Origin of the sequence: Psychrobacter sp. 1Y11 (assembly GCF_052259045.1) — a bacterium.
Lineage (GTDB): Bacteria > Pseudomonadota > Gammaproteobacteria > Pseudomonadales > Moraxellaceae > Psychrobacter.
In genome coordinates this window covers 230,170-247,205 of record NZ_JBQQER010000002.1, presented here as the reverse complement: position 1 = coordinate 247,205, position 17,036 = coordinate 230,170, and the positions used below count along the sequence as shown (strand labels likewise).

At 43.6% G+C, this 17,036-nt stretch carries 11 protein-coding genes; 6 read left to right on the top strand and 5 right to left on the bottom strand.

The window, feature by feature from the left end; translation table 11 throughout:
• Window positions 1-32 precede the first annotated feature (32 nt).
• Entirely contained in the window at window positions 33-689 is a 657-nt protein-coding gene (gene leuE, locus ACTXGJ_RS02635; protein ID WP_439240093.1) for a leucine efflux protein LeuE, read from the top strand.
• 246 nt (window positions 690-935) lie between these two features.
• On the opposite strand, the gene ACTXGJ_RS02630 is transcribed toward leuE, so the two are convergent.
• The 4 genes from ACTXGJ_RS02630 to ACTXGJ_RS02615 form a co-directional block, all read right to left on the bottom strand.
• On the bottom strand, window positions 936-2,492 hold the full coding sequence (locus ACTXGJ_RS02630) for an alanine/glycine:cation symporter family protein (protein WP_443565018.1): 1,557 nt from the start codon (window positions 2,490-2,492) through the stop codon (window positions 936-938).
• Between the two features lie 335 nt (window positions 2,493-2,827).
• Window positions 2,828-4,084: a serine hydroxymethyltransferase gene (gene glyA / locus ACTXGJ_RS02625; protein WP_443565017.1), complete on the bottom strand. Its 1,257-nt coding sequence runs from the start codon at window positions 4,082-4,084 to the stop codon at window positions 2,828-2,830.
• 353 nt (window positions 4,085-4,437) lie between these two features.
• Complete coding sequence (locus tag ACTXGJ_RS02620) at window positions 4,438-4,953, bottom strand: chorismate--pyruvate lyase family protein (protein WP_443565016.1); 516 nt, start codon at window positions 4,951-4,953, stop codon at window positions 4,438-4,440.
• 101 nt (window positions 4,954-5,054) lie between these two features.
• On the bottom strand, window positions 5,055-6,374 hold the full coding sequence (locus ACTXGJ_RS02615) for a GNAT family N-acetyltransferase (protein ID WP_443565015.1): 1,320 nt from the start codon (window positions 6,372-6,374) through the stop codon (window positions 5,055-5,057).
• 601 nt (window positions 6,375-6,975) lie between these two features.
• Between ACTXGJ_RS02615 and ACTXGJ_RS02610 the strand changes: the two genes are divergently transcribed.
• The 4 genes from ACTXGJ_RS02610 (at window position 6,976) to ACTXGJ_RS02595 (ending at window position 13,610) form a co-directional block, all read left to right on the top strand.
• Complete coding sequence (locus tag ACTXGJ_RS02610) at window positions 6,976-9,195, top strand: NADP-dependent isocitrate dehydrogenase (protein WP_443565014.1); 2,220 nt, start codon at window positions 6,976-6,978, stop codon at window positions 9,193-9,195.
• 433 nt (window positions 9,196-9,628) lie between these two features.
• Window positions 9,629-11,848, top strand: coding sequence for an NADP-dependent isocitrate dehydrogenase (locus tag ACTXGJ_RS02605; protein WP_439240103.1), 2,220 nt, complete (start codon window positions 9,629-9,631; stop codon window positions 11,846-11,848).
• A 152-nt stretch (window positions 11,849-12,000) separates the two neighbouring features.
• Complete coding sequence (locus tag ACTXGJ_RS02600) at window positions 12,001-12,627, top strand: pseudouridine synthase (RefSeq protein ID WP_439240106.1); 627 nt, start codon at window positions 12,001-12,003, stop codon at window positions 12,625-12,627.
• Window positions 12,628-12,800: 173 nt separating this feature from the next.
• Entirely contained in the window at window positions 12,801-13,610 is an 810-nt protein-coding gene (locus ACTXGJ_RS02595) for a DUF305 domain-containing protein (RefSeq protein WP_443565013.1), read from the top strand.
• Window positions 13,611-13,778: 168 nt separating this feature from the next.
• On the opposite strand, the gene ACTXGJ_RS02590 is transcribed toward ACTXGJ_RS02595, so the two are convergent.
• Window positions 13,779-15,758 (bottom strand): M61 family metallopeptidase, encoded by a 1,980-nt coding sequence (locus ACTXGJ_RS02590; RefSeq protein ID WP_443565012.1) that lies wholly within the window; start codon window positions 15,756-15,758, stop codon window positions 13,779-13,781.
• Between the two features lie 373 nt (window positions 15,759-16,131).
• Here ACTXGJ_RS02590 and ACTXGJ_RS02585 point away from each other — a divergent pair, with 373 nt between their 5' ends.
• The gene (locus tag ACTXGJ_RS02585) at window positions 16,132-16,617 is read left to right on the top strand and encodes an FKBP-type peptidyl-prolyl cis-trans isomerase (RefSeq protein WP_025646448.1); all 486 of its coding nucleotides are present in this window, start codon (window positions 16,132-16,134) and stop codon (window positions 16,615-16,617) included.
• The last annotated feature ends 419 nt before the right edge of the window (window positions 16,618-17,036 follow it).

Sequence of the window (17,036 nt, the reverse complement as noted above, 5' to 3'; positions counted from 1 at the left end):
GGCTTTTATTTAAGTGTGGCAAAGGTTTCTTTATGTTTGGTATTACTGATCTTAGCGCTTATATTATTGGCTCCATTCTCATTATCTTACTGCCTGGCCCAAACAGTTTATATTGCCTGTCCGTATCGGCGGCACATGGCGTACGTAAGGGTTATCATACGGTCGCTGGCATATTCTTAGGCGATAGTATCTTGATGCTAGTGACCGTTTTAGGAGTCGGCAGCTTACTCAAGCTCTATCCTATTTTATTCACTACGATTAAACTCATAGGCGGCTTGTATTTATTTTACTTAGGCATAAAGCTGCTCATGGGAGCCTATCAAACCTTTCGTCATAGAGCGCTGTTAATGGACGCCAAGCCCAAACTGGTAGCTGCGCCCATTCACCAAAACTTCTTTAATCGTGCGCTGTTACTGAGCCTGACTAATCCAAAAGCTATTTTGTTTTTCTTATCCTTCTTTGTGCAGTTCGTTGAGCCCGCCTACCCTCATCCTTTTGTATCCTTTTTTATATTGGCCATCATTCTGCAAATCATTAGTTTTAGCTATCTAAGTGTGATGGTGTTTTCGGGTAAGACGTTATCACGCAAGTTTAGTCAGTCCCCGTTACTGATTATGGTCAGCATGAGTTTGACTGGGTTGTTGTTTGTCGGATTTGCTATGAATTTGTGGCTAGCGCAGTTAAGCTAGGTTGAGTTAAATAAGCTAGGTCGTAGGATATCGCCACGCGCACCATCAATATTATTCGTAGTATAAATGATAATAATGAGAAAATATTATGAGTAAGCACAAGCTTATTACTTATACGCCTAAGCCAACATATCACCATCAAGGGTAAAGGCGTGACCATTCCTACAACAAATTGCCAAACCTTATTTATACAAATAAAAAAACCGCTAAGCCAAAAGCCAAGCGGTCTGTATTCAATAAAAACCATTATTTATACTTTTTAATTTCACCACTCTTCACGCGAGCGACAAAGGATTGAATCTCTCTCTTCACAATTGGCATCAAGAAATATAATCCAATGATATTAAAGATGGCCATCGCAAACAGAGCGGCATCTGAGAAGTCGATAACGAAGCTAAACTGTACGATAGTACCGATAACGACGAATACTAGGAAGATAATTTTGTATATCATCTCACCACCTCTACCTTCCCCGAAAAGATAAGTCCAAGCTTTTAGACCATAATAAGACCATGAAATCATCGTTGAAAAGGCGAACAATAATACAGCTACGGCTAAAAAGTACTGGAAAATGGGGGCCGTTTCCATAAAGGCGGCACGGGTTAGATCGACACCTGTCAGTGCTTGCGTTTGCAAGTTTGCTGCTGTATTCACTCCAGATATAGTAATAACCAACGCCGTCATAGTACAAATGATAACAGTATCAATAAAGGGTTCTAGTAAAGCCACTAACCCTTCAGTAGCAGGCTCATTCGTTTTTACCGCTGAGTGAGCAATAGCCGCTGAACCAACCCCAGCTTCGTTAGAGAAGGTCGCACGTTTTAAACCTTGAATTAACGCTCCAATAAAGCCGCCAGCAACACCAGCACCGGTAAATGCTCCTGTGAAAATCTCACCAAAAGCGGCTCCAATAAGATTAAAGTTGGCAATAAGGACAATCACCGCCATGGTGATATACAATAAAGCCATAAAAGGCACGACTTTTTCAGTAACCGTTGCGATGCGAGGCATGCCACCGATGATGACCATGCCGACTAAAAAAGCCAAGCCAATACCAAAGAATAAACTGTAATCCGTTGGAATACTGAAGGTAGAGCTCATTACCGCAAAAGCTTGATTACCCTGAAACATGTTACCAGCACCGAAAGTTGCCAATATACACATGAGCGCAAAACCAACCGCTAACACTTTACCTAATCCGCCCATGCCACGTTCTGCCATACCGCGGCTTAAGTAGTACATAGGTCCACCCGATACAGCACCAGATGGCAGTATCGTACGGTATTTTACCCCTAGCGTACACTCTACAAACTTGGTAGCCATACCAAATAGACCGACCATAATCATCCAAAAGGTAGCCCCAGGTCCACCAATAGCCAATGCCGCACCCACGCCAGCAATATTACCAAGACCAACGGTACCTGATAAAGCAGTGGCTAAAGCCTGAAAATGGCTAACTTCGCCTTCTTCTTTGATAGCAGGATTTGGATCGCTATATTTGCCTCTGACAATATCTAGAGACAATCCTATCTGACGAAACTGAATAAAACCGAAATAGAAGGTAAATACCAATGCCGCAATGAGCAGCCAACCCACAATTAGCGGGAAGCTTACATCGCCTAGAGGCACTGAAAAGAAAATAAGATCGACGAACCAGCCAAATATATTGGCCATAAAGTTATCAAGACCCGCACCAAATGCGGCTAGACCTGAGGGTTCAGCTTCTAAAGCTGACGGTTCTGCTGCTCGCGCGAGAGTAGCGCTGAGTAGTAGCACTATAGCGACTAACGATTGGTTTTTCATAAAAATCCCTTTTGTAAGAATCACTTCATTGTGAATACTTAAGTCACAGCAATAAAACCAAAATAATGTATGTAGTTATATATTACAATTTGTATTAATATTATTAATAAATTTACATCATCAAATATATACTAATAAGATTGAACAAACAAAATATTTATTCATTTTTCTGATTACAGTGTGAACTCAGTTTTGAAAGTTATTACTCTTAAAAAGGGTGTAATGTTGCCCAGTCACTTACTATAAATAATAGTAATAAAAAAACCGCCTAGCAAAAAGCTAAGCGGTTGTTGATTTTTATAGATTTAGAAACGTCTAACAGCGTCTAAAAAGACCTATTGGTTTTTCTCATAAACTGGCTTTTTGGCGCAGATAGCTTTTACTTTTTCGCGCGTGTCACTGATCACTTTTTCATCACCGCGACTATCCAACACGTCACAGATCCAGTTTGCCACTTCTTTGACATCTGCTTCATCGAAGCCGCGAGTGGTTAATGCTGGCGTACCGATACGGATACCAGAAGTCACAAATGGCGATTTTGGATCATTAGGTACGGCGTTTTTATTAACGGTGATAAAAGCATCGCCAAGCCACTTATCCGCTTCTTTACCCGTCATCTCTTGCTTCACAAGGCTGATGAGCATTAAATGGTTTTCAGTACCGCCAGAGATGATTTCATAGCCGCGATCGATGATTACTTCTGCCATAGCTTTGGCGTTTTTGACCACTTGCTCTTGATAAGTTTTGAAATTATCTTCGAGTGCTTCTTTAAAGCAGACCGCTTTACCCGCGATGGCGTGCATCAATGGACCACCTTGGTTGCCTGGGAATACGGCAGAGTTAAGCTTTTTGGCAAGCTTATCGTCGCGCGACATGATGATACCTGAGCGCGGGCCACGTAAGGTTTTATGGGTAGTACTAGTGACCACATCAGCGAATGGTACTGGATTTGGATACGCGCCAGTAGCAGCAAGGCCTGCAATGTGCGCCATATCGACCAAGAAATAGGCACCGATTTCATCAGCGATATCACGGAAGCGCTGCCAATCAACCACTTGCGAATAGGCAGAGAAACCTGCGATGATCATCTTTGGCTTATGCTCGCGCGCTAAGCGATCGACTTCATCATAATCAATCAGGCCCGTCTCTTCAACTAAGCCATACTGTACGGCGTTGTAGTTAATGCCTGAGAAGTTGATATGCGCGCCATGGGTCAAGTGACCACCGGCATCAAGACTCATGCCGAGCACCGTATCGTTAGCTTCAAGTAACGCTAAGAATACTGCAGAGTTGGCTTGGCTACCTGAATGCGGCTGGACGTTGACGTATTCTGCGCCAAATAGCTCTTTGGCGCGATCAATAGCTAATTGCTCAACGACATCGACGTGCTCACAGCCACCATAGTAACGCTTACCTGGATAGCCTTCGGCATATTTATTAGTTAGATCTGAGCCTTGTGCTTCCATTACCGCTTGCGAGCAATAGTTCTCTGAGGCGATAAGCTCGATATGGCTTTCTTGACGCTGGCTTTCAGCTTCCATGGCTTCAGCAAGTTTTGGGTCAAATTCTTTTATAGAGATATCTTTAAACATAGTTATGTCCTATAGCATATTTTTATTAAGAGTGATAAAAAAGGGTTTAAAAATAGAAGGGTAAGCGATGAGTGCTGGCTCATGATAAACCTAAAATAAACTCATGCTTGGTGACGATAATTCAGCATTCATCTTGCAGGTCTTATCCTACTGAAATTTTGCTGTGATTTGAGTTTAACATGAAACCAGATAAGGTAAATGCAAAAACTCACTTTGCGCTGAGTAAATGAGATGTTTTTTAGACTATGAAAAAAGAAGTACCAAAGTAGTAGGCTTTGATGGGTTGCTAATTTAGCTTACTAAGCACAACCTCCTCAGTTCTTAAATCCATACTACTAAAATTTGCTCAGCGCCTAGCATTCATCAAGACGAGATAAAAAATCCGGCAAAAAAGTTTCACTAATCAATAACCTTCTACCGTACCAATCATAGCGGGTTTGGCGCTGCCATCCTTGCTCAGTATAGGAGATAAAGCGCTGATTGGGTAGCGTCCGGCGGCGCTTAAAGAGTACGTAACCGATGGGAGTACCTTTTAGCTGTTGTAAGCGCTTGGCTGAGCCTTGCAAACTAGGTAGCGGAAAAACGCTTTGCGCCCACACCCAGGGCTGGTCACTATCGCCATATAGTTTCGCTTCGCGCACCCAAGCCAGTATCGGTCTGTTGTACTGCTTTGCTGACATGCCTAGTTGCTTTTTTTGCGTTAAGCTCAGTAGCCGATAGCCCTCAAAACAGCGCTCTACACGCAGAGGTTGACCTGACTTTGCCTCTAACACGGCGGTCAATGAGCCTTCGACATTGAGCCAAGATGATAGCGCAGCCGGCGGTGAGACTGAAGAAGGAGTATGAGCGTTAGAAGAGTGACTTGGCATAGTTAACAAAATTATTGATTATTACAGATATAAAAACAAAAAAACCCTCAATACCCTAGTATCCAATAGCAAAGTAGAAGGGAGAGTATAAGGGATGGCGATTATTGCTCACTATCAAAGACCGGCATATTGTCAGCATTGAACGGCAGAGCCTGATGCGCTTGTTGACGATACTGTGCCATGCGTTGCCGATCCTCCATACAAAAATTGCTAATCGCTGGAATAAAACGCTCATCATAAATACGATGTAACGAGTGGGTCGTCGTCGGAATAAAACCGCGCACTAGCTTATGCTCGCCTTGCGTACCCGGGTCAAAATACTGCAAACCTTGTTCAATAGCAAACTCTACGCCTTGATAATAGCACAGCTCAAAGTGCAAGCTGTCATAATCGGCAAGCGCGCCCCAATAGCGCCCATAAAGCGTTGAATGCTCGCTATCAGGCTTATCGTAGAGAAACAAACTACTAGCGATAATCTCATTGTCGTTGTCATATGCGAGCGCCAGCATTAAGTGCTCAGGCATACTCTGAGCGAGCGCCATAAAAAATTCTAATGTCAGATAAGGCTGCTGACCGCGCACCGCATAAGTCATCACATAACAATGATAAAACGCTTTCCAGTCACTATCAGTAATATCGCTACCGCATTTGCGTGCACAGACGATATTTTGCTCAGTGACTTTACGGCGCTCGGCACGAATAGTTTTGCGCTTTTTCGCTCTTAACGTCGCTAAGAAACCATCAAAATCAGCGAAAGGCTGAGCGTCAGCAGTCAGGTTTTGATTTTGCCATAAAAACTGACAGCCCTGACGCTCAAGGATAGGCAAAGATCGCTTATTTTTTTGTGGGGAGTCTGGTGGTTGTCCTTGTATCTGCCTATCCTCTTCGCTAGCCAGCTCTTTGGCGCTATCATGGATAATCTGCGCAATCTCTTGACTTGATGAAGCAGCTATAGTTGCAAGCGCAGGCTCAGCAAAGAGACAATGCCAGCTAGACGCCCCCACTTGCTGAGCAATATCATCTACCCCTTTGATGGCGGTCTGTATTATTTCAGGCGTTAAGCTCCGATTTGCCGCTAGCCATAGACGTTGCCCGGTAATCGGTGTATAAGGCACGCTCGTCACTAGACGCGGATAGTAATCCAGACCGTAATGCGCGTAAGCCTGCGCCCAAGAATAATCAAACACAAACTCGCCTTGGTGATGACCTTTAACAAAGACAGGCATTACCGCGATAGGGCTGTGCGTATCATCCTCATAAACACTAATATAAATCGGCAGCCAGCCTGCTTTTTCACCGATAGCACCAGTGTCACTTAGCGCCTGCCAAAAGGCAAAAGACATAAACGGCGTGTCAGGCGCTTGCCAGTCCGCTTGGGTTTGCCAGCTCATATCACCTACTAGCGCATACTTTAAATTCATGACACCTACTATTATTGTGTACTAAGTCACTATTAGCCTAACAAACTTTGATAAGAATGCGGTTAAAATTTGCAAATTCTAACGGCTATTCTTTATGCGATTTTTAACAGCGAGTTAGCCTTGATGTTCATTGAGGAATAAAGAAGCAGCCAATGCTAGAGCTAGCAAAAAGATGTTTTTAATACTGATGACTGCTAGAATAAGGCTTTTAACAGTTTAATATAATTCTAAGATATGAGATATTAGCAATCATACTATCCCTAGTTCATTTTGATACATTGACATCGCCTTGAATTTATAGTTTATCAACGCAATGCATCATCTATCATTGATTTTGGATGGCTTGACTATCGCTTAGCTGTAGCTTGACTATAACCGTCAAAACATTAACTGATTCTGATTTTTTATAAAAACTCTCAGTAGAATCAAAATTCTTCAAGAGACCACCCGCCAACTTGTTACTCTAAAATCATTTATTTAAAAGCATAGCCGCTGTTAATTCAAGGCCGAAGGTAACTCAAAGTGGAATACTACTACCAAATATAAAATTGCCAAACTTCACATTTATTATTAATAATTACTCAAAGGAATAACCACTATAATGTCAAAACTAATTTATACAAAAACGGATGAAGCACCGGCACTAGCCACCCTCTCCTTTCTACCTATCGTCAAAGCTTTTGCTAATACCGCAGGCATCGACGTCGAAACCGCCGACATTTCGTTAGCAGGGCGTATTATTGCTTTATTTCCCGATTTTTTGATTGAAGAGCAGCGTATTCCTAGCGCTTTTCAAGAGCTACGTGAATTGGTTAAAACGCCTGGCGCCAATGTTATTAAGCTGCCTAATATCAGCGCTTCTATTCCACAGCTAAAGGCGGCTATCAAAGAGCTACAAGATAAAGGTTACACCTTGCCTAACTATCCGGATCATCCAGAAACGGATAAAGAAAAAGACGTACGTATTCGTTATGACAAAATCAAAGGCAGTGCGGTCAACCCGATCCTGCGTGAAGGTAATTCAGATCGCCGCGCGCCGAAAGCCGTCAAAGCCTACGCTAGGCGTCATCCGCACTCAATGGGCGCGTGGAGTCCTGACTCGAAGTCGCACGTTGCTACTATGGATCATGGCGACTTTGCTGATACAGAGACTTCAGTGACAGTTGACCAGCCGACAGATTATCGTATCGAATTTACTAACGATAACGGAGAAATCACTGAGCTAAAAGCGCCAGCGCCCCTACTCGCAGGCGAAGTGATTGATGCAGCGGTACTGCGTCACGACGCCTTAGTAGCGTTCTTAAACGAGCAAGTTAAAGACGCAAAAGCAAAAAATGTGTTGTTTTCCTTACATCTAAAAGCCACCATGATGAAGGTCTCTGACCCTATTATCTTTGGTGAAGCGGTAAAAGTTTATTTTAAAGAGCTATTTGAAAAATATGGCGATACTTTTAAAGAGCTAGACGTCAATGTCAATAATGGCTTTAGTAATCTACTCACCAAAATAAAAGAGCTGCCTGCTGACAAACGTCAAGCTATCGAAGATGATATTGCAAATATCTATAAACACAATCCTAGTCTGGCAATGGTTGATTCAGAAAAAGGCATCACTAACTTGCATGTGCCTAGCGATGTCATTGTCGATGCCTCCATGCCTGCGATGATTCGTAACTCAGGTAAAATGTGGGGCACTGATCATGAGCTGCATGATACCAAAGCCGTCATTCCTGATAGTAGCTACGCTTGTGTCTATGATGAGACTATTAAGTTCTGTAAAGAGCACGGTGCTTTTGATCCGGCAACGATGGGTTCAGTACCGAATGTCGGCTTGATGGCCCAAAAAGCAGAAGAATATGGCTCGCATGACAAAACCTTCCAAATCCCATCTTCAGGTAAAGTGCAAGTGCTAGATGATGCTGGCAACGTACTTACTGAACATCAAGTCAAAAAAGAAGATATCTGGCGGATGAATCAGGTCAAAGACGCGCCGATTCAGGACTGGGTCAAGCTCGCCGTCACTCGCGCTCGTGCCAGCAAAGTTCCTACTATTTTCTGGTTAGATAAAAAACGCCCGCATCATGCCGCCTTAATCAAAAAAGTAGAACGCTATCTAAAAGATCACGATACTGAAGGCCTAGATATCCGTATCATGCCGGTGCGTGAAGCCACGCGCTTTACCTTAGAGCGCCTAAAAGCAGGCAAAGATACCATTTCAGTCACCGGTAACGTGCTGCGTGATTATCTCACTGACCTGTTCCCAATTTTAGAGCTTGGCACCAGTGCCAAAATGCTCTCTATCGTGCCCCTTATGAATGGCGGCGGTCTGTTTGAAACAGGTGCTGGTGGTTCAGCGCCAAAGCACGTGCAGCAGTTGGTTGAGGAAAACCATTTACGTTGGGATTCTTTAGGGGAGTTTTTGGCATTAGCAGAGTCGCTTGAACATTTGGCTATTCATGAGGACAATGATAAAGCGCAAATACTGTCAGATACGCTAGATACCGCGACAGAACAGCTACTAATGAATAATAAATCTCCCTCACGCAAAGCCGGCGAGCTTGATAACCGTGGTAGCCACTTTTATCTAGCGCTATACTGGGCAGAGGCGCTAGCAGCGCAAAATGATAATAGCGAGTTAAAACAGACCTTTACACCGTTAGCCAAAGCCCTCACTGATAATGAAGACGCCATTGTCAAAGACCTCAATGAGGTGCAAGGTCAAGCTGTTGATATCGGCGGTTACTATCTATTAGATAAAGAACGGGCTGAAAATGTCATGCGCCCAAGTCAACTTCTAAACGACATCATCGCCTCGATACCGTAGTTTTAAAATGGCTTTGAGCTTATAACGATTAAGCTTAGTAGTACTCTTTCAAGCTCATCATTTAAACTATTTGCATGGATAGTTTCTGATATGAGCTTAAGACGTTTTATTTTAGTCTCGTTATGGTAAAAAATAGTCGTGTCGCTGTTGTTCTCTGTGGGCTAATGTTAAAATTAGCCTTAAGCTGTTCAAAATGAGACCCTTGCTGATCATTTAAAAGGATCAATTAGAAGGATCAATCGATTGGAACTGGCTATTTATTACTATCTTTGAGTATTGCTTTCGATTGTTAGCTTATCCGTATTATCACTTTGATAAATGAACCACTTACCGCCCTACCCGTTTGCCGCTGTCTTTATTTTAATTCGCAAACAGCTTTTATTTTTATAAGAATCAAACGCTTAATGACAACCAAAAGGAATAAGAGATTACAATGTCAAAAATTATATATACAAAAACCGACGAAGCCCCAGCGCTAGCCACCCTATCATTTTTGCCTATCGTTGAAGCCTTCACTAAAACCGCAGGCGTCGAAGTAGAGATGAGTGACATCTCTGTTGCCGCGCGTATCTTAGCTGAGTTTCCTGACTATCTTGACGAGGAGCAGCGTGTTCCTGATAACTTAGCGGAGCTAGGCCGTCTCACGCAAGATCCAAACGCTAATATCATTAAGCTACCAAATATCAGTGCCTCTGTTGGTCAGCTAAAAGCTGCTATCAAAGAGCTACAAGGTAAAGGCTACGCGTTACCTGATTTTCCAGATGAGGCAGAGACAGAGGAAGAAGAAGAGATTCGCCGTCGTTATGGCAAGGCTTTAGGTAGCTCAGTCAACCCTGTACTGCGTGAAGGTAACTCCGATCGCCGCGCGCCAAAAGCGGTCAAAAACTACGCGCGTAAACATCCGCACTCGATGGGCGAATGGAAGCAGTGGTCACAGACGCACGTCTCACACATGCATGGTGGTGATTTCTACGCCGGTGAGCAATCGATGACTTTAGATAAAGCGCGCACTGTACGTATGGAGCGTGTTACTGACGATGGTACGGTTCATGTCTTCAAAAAGGGTCTAGCTTTGCAAGATAAAGAAGTCATTGACCTTATGTTTATGAGTAAAGAGGCGCTGCTTGAGTTTTATGAGCGTGAAATGGAAGACTGCCGCGAAGCTGGTATCTTATTCTCATTACACGTCAAAGCGACGATGATGAAAGTCTCGCATCCAATCGTCTTCGGTCATGCGGTCAGAACTTATTATAAAGACGCTTTTCAAAAACATGGTGCGCTCTTTGATGAGTTAGGCATCAACGTCAATAACGGTATGGCATCACTTTACGACAAAATCAAAGAGCTGCCAACCTCTCTACAAGAAGAGATTGAGCGCGACTTACATGCCTGCCAAGTGCATCGTCCTCGTCTGGCGATGGTCGACTCTAATAAAGGTATCACTAACTTTCACTCACCTAGCGATGTGATTGTTGACGCGTCTATGCCAGCGATGATCCGCTCAGGCGGTAAGATGTGGGGCGCGGATGGCAAAATGTATGATTGTAAAGCCGTGATGCCTGAATCTACTTTTGCACGCATCTACCAAGAGATGATCAACTTCTGTAAGTGGCATGGCAACTTTGATCCTACTACGATGGGCACAGTACCAAACGTTGGCCTTATGGCGCAAAAAGCAGAAGAGTACGGCTCGCACGACAAAACCTTTGAAGCCGCCGATTCAGGTACCGCTCGTATTGTTGACGAAGAAACTGATGAAGTGCTCATGGAGCAGTATGTTGAGAAGGGTGATATTTGGCGCATGTGTCAGACCAAGGATGAGCCAATCCAAGACTGGGTTAAGCTTGCTGTGCGCCGCGCACGTGAGTCAGATACGCCGGTTATCTTTTGGTTAGACCCATACCGTCCACACGAAAATGAGCTGATCAAAAAGGTCAATATGTACCTAAAAGATCATGATACCGACGGTCTGCATATCGAAATTATGTCGCAAGTTCGTGCCATGCGTTACACTTTAGAGCGTGTCGCTCGCGGTCTCGATACTATCTCAGCTACTGGTAATATCCTGCGAGATTACCTGACTGATTTGTTCCCTATCCTCGAGCTTGGTACTAGTGCCAAGATGCTCTCGGTAGTACCGCTCATGAAAGGTGGCGGCTTGTTTGAGACCGGCGCAGGGGGCTCTGCTCCTAAGCACGTGCAGCAGCTGGTTGAGGAAAACCATCTACGCTGGGATTCATTAGGTGAGTTCTTAGCCTTGACTGAATCTTTAGAGCACTTAGCCAAAAATGATGATAATGCTAAAGCGAAAATACTAGCAGACTCATTGGATAAAGCGACTGAAAAACTACTACTAAACGACAAATCGCCATCACGCAAAACTGGTGAGCTTGATAACCGTGGTAGCCACTTCTACTTAGCTAAGTACTGGGCTGAGGAGCTTGCAGCGCAAGATCAAGATGCGGAGCTAAAAGCTCAGTTTGCACCTCTAGCTGAGCAGCTTGAAAATAATGAACAAGCGATTGTTGAAGAGATGAATGAAGCACAAGGCAAGCCTGTAGATATCAAAGGCTACTACTTAGCTGATGAAAAACTAGCTGAAGAGGCCATGCGTCCGAGTAAGCTATTTAACGAAGCTATTGCTTCATTATAATAGTGATTAATAAGTCGCTATAACGCTAGTTGAGCAATATAGAACGCTTAAATGATAGCCACACCTCAATGGTATAATACTGTTGAGGTGTTTTTTATGGCAAAGATTGATAGTATGACTATCTCTAATCTTTAATTAGGAACACTCCTCTCATGGCCACCTCAAGCTTAGTGCTTTTTAACAAACCTTATGGGGTACAAAGTCAGTTTCGTGATGACAGTAATAATAACCATATTACCCTATCGCAGTATTTCACCGATAAGTCACTGCGCGTCGCCGGCCGCTTAGATGCCACCTCGGAGGGTCTGTTAATTCTGACTAGTGATGGCCGTGTCAATAAAGCCATTACCCAGCCGCCTAGTCAAAAAAATTTTAATAAAGATAAATATAAACAAGGTAAAACTTATCTAGTGCAAGTGGAAGGAGAAGCGAGCCAAGAGCAGCTCGATAAGTTGACAAACGGTGTCTTACTAAAAGACGGTATGACGCTACCTGCGACAGCAAAAATGGTCGCAGAAGACGAGCTACCTATTGAATTGTGGCAACGCGATCCACCGATACGCGAGCGCAAAAACGTTCCGACTTCGTGGCTGATGCTGACGATCTATGAGGGCAAAAATCGACAAGTCAGGCGAATGACCGCACATGTGGATCTACCTTGCTTACGCCTTATCCGCTGGTCGGTAGCCGGTTTTGACTTAGGGTCATTGGCGAGTGGAGAATTTGTACGGATTCATCTCAATACTGAGCGCTGTCAGCAGTTAGGGATTAATGACTAACAGGCCGTTATTCTGTTAAGAAAACAGTAGTTTTATCAAGGTTGCCACAAATACCTTAATCATTATGAAATCGCTCTCTCAAACTCTCTAGATTTATCTGTTAAATCTGCTAGTATTTAACTACCGTTTTCTATGGTTACGTTTGATCCCGCCGGCTTATGTTAAGGATTACTATGATACTGTCATCGCGTTTTAGCGCTTCTCTCATCAGCGTTGTGGTAGGGTTTGCCCTAAGTGCTTGTCAGCCTGCCTCTGACCCTAGCGAAACAACAGCCGAGACCACGGATACCCCGATAGTCACGCAGAACTCGGCGACTCAAGATGATACTGATGAAGTAATAGTAGTGGATGAAACAGACGAGAGTATGGTCAATAGCGAGCAGATGACGGAGGACTATACTAAGGCAATGACTAGAATGAATAATGAGATCATGATAGGCATAGTTTATAACGATCCAGATACCGCTTTTGCCAAAACCATCCTTGCTTTGCATCGCGGCGCTATCAGTATGGCGGAGCTGCAGCTCAAATATGGAACAGACAACGAGCTCAAACTACTGGCTCAAGAGATCATCAAATCTCAACAGCAAAAGATTGATATCAGTAACAAATGGCTAGCCAGCCACCCTGATATCCCTAATCCTAAGCCCAATACTGAAGCCATGCAGCTCGACTATGCCGACATTGTAGCTTCTATGAACTATAACATCAGAATGGGTACGGAGTCTCCTGCCGCAGATTTAGCTTTTGCGCGCGGAATGCTTGCTCATCAGCAAGCCATATTACAACTTGCGCAAGTACAGCTTAGATATGGTACTGATGTGGAGATGCGCCGACTGGCGGTACAAATCACTAGAGATCAGCCGCGTATTATACAGATATTAGAAGACTGGCTTGCCAACAATGCCCCAGTACCAGAATCGGTAGAGAGTCTAGAGCCAGAAGAACATGGCGATACTATCAAACACGACGAGCAAGAATAACAAGCAAAGACAACAAGACCACTGGTAAGCAGATAGCGGTTAGCTACTAAGGCATAAAGCTATGACTTACTAACCGACATTAAAACCGTAATGCCAAAAACCTCCAGATCGATGATAAGACTTTTACTATGAGTAAAAGTCTTATTTGTTATTAAAAACCAAAAACGATTAGTCCGATAAAACATCCAGCCAAGCCGAAGCTGTCTTGTCAGCCTCTTGTTCAGCGCTATCTGTATTGACTAGCGTCAAGCTTATCTTGTGCGGAAATGCTTGTTGACCCTGAATAGCAGTATCGGCGCTTTGTTTTGGCAGTATCGTCATCGTCATGAGCTCGTCGCGGCGGAACAGATGACAGCTCACCGGTTGATTCAGAGGACTAAATAGCGCTAATTGCTTACTGGTAGCCTTGATACCGTCAATGGCGACGATGATATCATTGGCTGAGATACCAGCCGTTGCCGCAATGCTACCGCGCTGCACGCGATTCACTTTTAGCCCTGTAGCCGCCTCGCTACAGCGCATGCCCCAAGGGATGTTTTTGTCTGCCGTTTCTATCTCGTTCTCATGCCAGCTGATACCATTCGCGCTTAGCAGCGTCTTAATAGGTAACTCTTCGACCCCATTGATATAGCGCTGCTCAAAATCCTGCCACTCCGCCTGTGACATAAACCCACTAATCACTGCTCCCATATCGGCGCTACTGATACCGATACGCTGTTTATTGTTTTGTTTGGCTTGCTGATAAAAGGCTTTGACGACATCAAATAAACGATAGCGGCCATTCGTTTTTTGTTGCAGCGTTAGATCCAAACACAGCGCGACTAAAGCGCCTTTATTGTAGTAACTAATACCAGCATTACCAGTATTTTCATCACTACGATAAAGTTTAATCCAAGCATCAAAGCTCGATTCGGCAACACTTTGATTGGCGCGGCCATCGGTTTGATAATAGTGGTTGATCTGCTCCGCCAATAGCTTAAGGTAGCTTGGCTTATCGATGACGCCTGAGGCTTGTAGCATAAAATCGTCAATATAAGAGGTAAAACCCTCAAACACCCAAAGAAGCGGGGTGAAAGCTTCACGGCGTAAATCCACCTCCATCATCACATCAGGGCGCACGGTCTTCACCCACCACGCATGAAAGTACTCGTGGCTACATAGACCTAAAAAGCGCTGATAATCAGGGCTTGGCAATACTGGCTCATCACCACTTGGCAGATCGTTACGCGGCGTAATCAAGCTCGTTGAATTAATATGCTCAAGGCCACCATAATCTTGGCCGCTGGCGTAAGTCATAAAGGTATAGTCACTAAAAGGCGCATCTCCTAACCAGTTCAGATAGGTCTGACAAATCTGGGTGACATCATGTTGCAGACGCCCCATATTGGCATTGTGTCTGCCAGAGAGATAAAAGCTATGCGGCAAGGTTTGATGCTCATCGTCTTGAATAATAAAATCAAAGGACTGCTGCAGCGCAATCTCAAACGGATGATCAATCATCTGATAGTAATCGTCTGCCTGTAGGCCATAACCGTGATGATTATCTAGCTGTAAATGGCTAGCTTTAAGACCACAAGCTAACACCACTTCACTTTGGTTAGTCTCATTATTATCTATAAAGCTATCAGTTGTGGCATCATTATTATTGTTAGCTATAAAAGCGGCTGGAACTAACAAACTGACTTGTACAGGCGACAGCTCTTGCCCTGCTACTGCCACCGTTAACGAGGTGAAATTACCATAGAGACGCTGCTGATCGACATAAGCGCTACGCACGGACAAATCATAGCAGTAGACTTCGTACTGCACTTTTATTGCCTGTCCTGCTGTTACCTCTGGTAGCTGCCAGCTGTGCTTATCTATTTTTTGAGCACGATAAGATTTTGTCGGCTTATCTGCTACTATCTCATAATGGACCGCGGTAATATTACGCGCAAACTCACGCATCAGATAACTACCGGGAATCCATGCCGGCAACCACAGCTCAGGGCTATCCATAGTCGCCGTAAAGCTCAAGGTCACATCGACTAAATGCTCATTAAAACGCGCAAAATCTAAGCTATAGCTAATAGTAGCGGTATTATCGCTCAAAGCAGTTTTTTTATTGTCCAAGCTTTCAGTTAAATGGTTAAAAGTAGTAGCGGTCATAATCTCTGCTTATTATCTTGGTAGTATTTATAGTTATGGTAGAAGTCCTTGCGCAAAAACGCAACGGCTAAAGCGTATGCTACAGCTAACAATAGCTCAAACTCAAAGTAATCTAGACCGCAAATAGCATGAATATGCGATAAATCCTCTTTTTTTATGCATTTTGCCTTGAAAGTTATCATAACCATCTCAATTAAAGAGGCTAACTGCTACAGTTACTCTAATTAATAGTGAAATTAACAGTTTCTTTTTAACAGTTACCTTAATAAACTGATGATAATTGATTATTGATATGGCTCTTTAGCTGATCGACCTTTTTAGGTTTATTACCTCCAAATTTAATTTTATAACGATATTCAATTTAGGATAATTTATGACTACTATCGCAAAAGATACCGCCGTCAAATTCAACTATACGCTAAAAGATGATGAAGGCAATATCCTTGATCAGTCGCCAGAAGGCCAACCTCTTGCTTATCTTCATGGTCATAGCAACATCATTCCAGGCCTTGAGCAGCAACTAGAAGGCAAATCTGCTGGCGAAAAAGTCAATGCAGTCGTTGAGCCTGCTGATGGCTACGGCGAATACCAAGAGCAAGCGGTACAAAAGGTACCTCGCGATAACTTCCAAGGCGTTGATGACATTCAGCCTGGCATGCAGTTTCAGTCAGAAGCGGGTGGCCAAGTGATGCTAGTGACGGTAACTGATGTCAACGATCAAGAAGTTACTGTTGATGCTAACCATCCTCTAGCGGGTAAGCGTTTGACTTTCGATGTAGAGATTCAAGAAGTACGCGCTGCTACTGAAGATGAGCTGAACCACGGCCATGTCCACGGTGCCGGCGGCGTTGAGCATTAATCTGCTATCAGCTTTTTATAGCTGAGTTATTCTTTATAGCTGAGCTATAAAGCGCAAGAGCCAGTAGTTATTATACTACTGGCTCTTTTTCTTTGTAGATTCTATTTAAGGATCTAGCTTTATCCAAACGTAAAAAGACTGCATAGTGACGAGCACTATACAGTCTTTATTACTTAACATCCTTGTTAATATAACGTCATATCTAATCCCGAGATATATCGCTATTCAGGCTTATAGCCCTATCTTCCTTGATCAGCAGTCCATCCCTGACGCAATTCATAAACCATCTATCTTATAACACCAATCCCTAGTGTAAATAAACAGTATCAACAAACTGTGCAGTGACACTATAATCGCAAATTAGACGATAATAAGTAAGACGTCTAAGCGTCAACGCATGTAAGCATATGCTTACATGA

Coding starts and splice junctions, on each gene's coding strand:
- leuE (WP_439240093.1), top strand. CDS start 33: ATGTTTGGTATTACTGATCTTAGCGCTTATATTATTGGCTCCATTCTC.
- ACTXGJ_RS02630 (WP_443565018.1), bottom strand. CDS start 2,492: ATGAAAAACCAATCGTTAGTCGCTATAGTGCTACTACTCAGCGCTACT.
- glyA (WP_443565017.1), bottom strand. CDS start 4,084: ATGTTTAAAGATATCTCTATAAAAGAATTTGACCCAAAACTTGCTGAA.
- ACTXGJ_RS02620 (WP_443565016.1), bottom strand. CDS start 4,953: ATGCCAAGTCACTCTTCTAACGCTCATACTCCTTCTTCAGTCTCACCG.
- ACTXGJ_RS02615 (WP_443565015.1), bottom strand. CDS start 6,374: ATGAATTTAAAGTATGCGCTAGTAGGTGATATGAGCTGGCAAACCCAA.
- ACTXGJ_RS02610 (WP_443565014.1), top strand. CDS start 6,976: ATGTCAAAACTAATTTATACAAAAACGGATGAAGCACCGGCACTAGCC.
- ACTXGJ_RS02605 (WP_439240103.1), top strand. CDS start 9,629: ATGTCAAAAATTATATATACAAAAACCGACGAAGCCCCAGCGCTAGCC.
- ACTXGJ_RS02600 (WP_439240106.1), top strand. CDS start 12,001: ATGGCCACCTCAAGCTTAGTGCTTTTTAACAAACCTTATGGGGTACAA.
- ACTXGJ_RS02595 (WP_443565013.1), top strand. CDS start 12,801: ATGATACTGTCATCGCGTTTTAGCGCTTCTCTCATCAGCGTTGTGGTA.
- ACTXGJ_RS02590 (WP_443565012.1), bottom strand. CDS start 15,758: ATGACCGCTACTACTTTTAACCATTTAACTGAAAGCTTGGACAATAAA.
- ACTXGJ_RS02585 (WP_025646448.1), top strand. CDS start 16,132: ATGACTACTATCGCAAAAGATACCGCCGTCAAATTCAACTATACGCTA.